Source organism: Candidatus Poribacteria bacterium (genome assembly GCA_021295755.1).
Lineage (GTDB): Bacteria > Poribacteria > WGA-4E > WGA-4E > PCPOR2b > PCPOR2b.
In genome coordinates this window covers 1-3,315 of the sequence record JAGWBT010000242.1, presented here as the reverse complement: position 1 = coordinate 3,315, position 3,315 = coordinate 1, and the positions used below count along the sequence as shown (strand labels likewise).

The following is a 3,315-nucleotide window of genomic DNA, read 5'->3' as shown; positions in this document are numbered from 1 at the left end:
ACGACGCTTCGCCCGAAGATATACCTACTTTTTATGGCGTTTCCATAGATATATCAAGAAAACTAAGAAGCTGAATTACGAACAGCATACCACAAATTGCAGAAATAAGTCAAGCCTTATCCGACAGCCAATGCGCGAACTTCCCCAAATTCGTGTGAGAGTTTAGTCCATGAATCGCCAGTATCTGTGCTGCGGTAGAGCTGCCCGCTCACACTACAAGCAATTAGCAGGTCGTTAATTTTCGGATTATGGGCAAATGTCCAGATTGTACTGTTCGCAGTTCTGCCGATATCTGCACGATCCCATGTTTCTCCTGCATTGCGAGTTGAAAAGATACCGCCTTGGTCGCCCGGGGGACCATTCCCTGCACCGATAAACACTCTGCCTGCATCGCCATTGAGGAAAAACGCTGCGCGGCAGTAGGGCCATGGGTAATGTGATTTGACATTTAACGGTGTCCATTGTTCACCCATATCCGTCGTGACACAAACATCGTTGTTCGTCGCTGCGATGATAGTTTTCGGTGAGCCGGGGACTACACAAAGCCCGTGAATGTCCAAACTACTGAGTCCTTCACTGCGCTCTGTCCAGGTCTCACCACCATCAGTGCTGAGACGCATCCCATCAATTTCAATCCCGGCATAGAGTGTTTGCGAATCCTCGGGATCAATCACAAAGGTCGTGACGCGCGGGATAATCGGGATACCTTCACATTCTTGCGCCAAGTCCGCGTTAAGTTGCTTCCAATTATCGCCACCATCGGTAGATTTGAAAAGTGCAGAAGGACACGTTCCGGCATAAAGTGTGTCGGGTGTCCTTGGATCAATTGCTATTGACCACACTTCCCGTCCATCCATGGGGCTTGGAAGGTGATGCCACGATTCAGCAGCATTGTTTGTTCGGAAGATACCGTTCTCGGTACCTGCATAGAGGGTGTCTGAGTCACTCGGATTGACAGCTATCGCGCGAACACGCCATGTGTCTCCGTTGTCGGTACTGTGCCAGACACTTTGTCCAATAGTTCCTGCATAGAGTGTAGCTTGCATCTTTTACCCCTTTTTTGAAGAAGAGAAGAAAACGAATTTTCTGCGGTGGCACGCCATATCGCGTGACCACCGACTTTTTTAGGAATAAAAACCGAAAAATAGTTATAAGCGGTAGGTTAAGAAGGATTGGGAAAATCCGAACGCCTCTTTCTTATACCTGTTCACCTCTTAACTTATAACTTCTATATGTTACTCGGTTAACGATCCTGTGTCAACAATTCGAGAATCAAGCGAAATCTGATATATAACAGATTCCGGTGCTATCTCCGGTTCAAGAAGAAACGAGAGTCGATATAGATGGATGCCCTGCACATCCTGTATGATGCGAGACATTGCCTGTGCTTCCCTATAGGGTCGTTCAACTTTGCTATCAAAGAGCATCAACGTCACAGTCGGAGTTGACCCAACGAGAGATTCACTCGGTTGCGCGAGGATGTCCCAGTACCTCGGATGCACAGGATTCGGAAGGGCAGCCGTGATAAAAGTTATATGTGCACCCCGCGCTGCACTATATTGATAATGTAGGGGTTGGGTAACCCAGTCCCTACCCGTCTTGATCGTTTCTGTTTGTAAACTCGGTACCAAGAGTGCCTCTGTAACACTATTCGGTAACACAACAGAACCAGAGTTACCAGCGGACAACTTTATCTCGCGCACATGGACATCACCAGTGTTATGAAATTCAATTGCATGAGCAGTACTGCCGGTTCCCCCGGAATTACTTGAAAAACCGAGCGTTAACCCGCCAGCATCCTCAAATCCGATATAATCTGCTGAAAAGTTACTGAGTTTTCCTTCCTGCGCGCCACTTGGATAGGAAGTGTGCCAGCGACGCGGTGAAAGAGAAAGTCTAACAGCATGATAATCAGATAGATAGTTTGCCAGCTTCCATTGAATAAAGATATCAGAGACTTTCTGTGTAATCCCCCTCAAGGCGAGCGCATCTGCAACACCTGTGAGCGATGTACCACGATTCCGGACAATTTCAGTCAGTGTTTCTGTACCGCCGTGCTGTTCATGGAGGTAGAGCATCCATAGGAAAGCGGCACCATAGTGGGGGAGCGCGTCTGCATCCGTTTCAGGCCACGCTATCAGCGAAACAGAAGGCGTTTTTTCAAATGCATCTACATGCTCCAGCACAGAATAGCCACAGAGAAATGATGCATATCCCGCGCACCCCTCATCCACCCAAGTTGCTTCGTGTGGATCGTGCCGCCAATGGATGAGATGTAGGAACTCGTGTGCAATGACGTTATGCGCGACTTCACTATTTGGGTTGAGCGGTTGTGTGTCAATATACAATATATCCGCTTCGTTACTACGAATTGGGAACCCACGAAACCCAGGGGCCCTAAGTACACCACGACTTTGGTCTACCGGATTGAAAAAGCCTGCCGTGTACTGATTGGCATGATTCGCATCTCGAATATTAAGTAGCAGTAAAATAATCCTACCGTTTTCATCAATATCCGGCGGTACTCCGAAGAACCCCGTTAACGTAGGATAAATTCCTTGCTGGGGATTCGCTGGTGTAGCGACATCAAAAGCACGCACTATTGATGCCACTGTTTCCGGAGTAACTCGTGTGTTCCACTCGGCCTCCTCAACAAAAATATAACAGAAATTGCCGATACCCCGTAGAGCCGCAGAGACGGTATATTGTTGCAGACTCCTAAAGTCAGGAACAAAGAAGGTCCGTTCTGTACCGATTGGCAGTGCGGGTGCAGCTGGCAGCACAGGTGCAGTTAGGTTGCTCGGCAAATGCGGTGGCATCGTATTTGCCCCAGGATCCGCGTCCGTTGCTGAGAACGGACGAAAAGGCATGTTTGTGTCTGCCAATTGTGGTGTTCCACAGCGGAATGCCGAACTTTGACCCGGCGACCCTAAAAGCAGCAGCATAAGGATGAAAAGCACCGTTATATTTTTCATTGGGAATAGCCATTAGCCTTCAGCAAAGACGCAAGCGTTACAGATACAGAACACCCTCTTTTCTTTGCTGGCTGCTGAAAGCCGAAAGCCAATTCGCTAACAGTTTCCATAAACTATCTGCTGGATTTGATGGTGTTAAGTTTCTGACGAAGTTCGACGTTGTCCGGTTCAATCTGCACGGCGTGCTCCAAAGTCTGCAACGCCTTCTCTTTCAAGCCTTTTTCAAGGTATGCATCAGCGAGATGCAAGAGGATCTCAGGTGTATCGGGTAGGTAGTGATTTGCCTGCTCCAAATTTTCTATGGCGGCATCCAATTTTCCCTGCTTAAAATAAATGAGTC

The 3,315-nt window shown here is 48.1% G+C and carries 3 protein-coding genes; all 3 read right to left on the bottom strand.

Annotation, left to right across the window (positions count from 1 at the left end):
• Positions 1-116: 116 nt before the first annotated feature.
• A complete protein-coding gene (locus tag J4G02_22855) occupies positions 117-1,046 on the bottom strand; it encodes a hypothetical protein (GenBank protein MCE2397349.1) in 930 nt (309 codons plus the stop codon).
• Between the two features lie 189 nt (positions 1,047-1,235).
• Positions 1,236-2,975 carry a hypothetical protein gene (locus J4G02_22850; protein ID MCE2397348.1) on the bottom strand — a complete coding sequence of 580 codons (1,740 nt, stop codon included), beginning with the start codon at positions 2,973-2,975 and terminating at the stop codon, positions 1,236-1,238.
• A 113-nt stretch (positions 2,976-3,088) separates the two neighbouring features.
• A partial coding sequence (locus tag J4G02_22845; GenBank protein ID MCE2397347.1) for a tetratricopeptide repeat protein occupies positions 3,089-3,315 on the bottom strand: 227 nt, incomplete at its 5' end.

Coding starts and splice junctions, on each gene's coding strand:
- J4G02_22855 (MCE2397349.1), bottom strand. CDS start 1,046: ATGCAAGCTACACTCTATGCAGGAACTATTGGACAAAGTGTCTGGCAC.
- J4G02_22850 (MCE2397348.1), bottom strand. CDS start 2,975: ATGAAAAATATAACGGTGCTTTTCATCCTTATGCTGCTGCTTTTAGGG.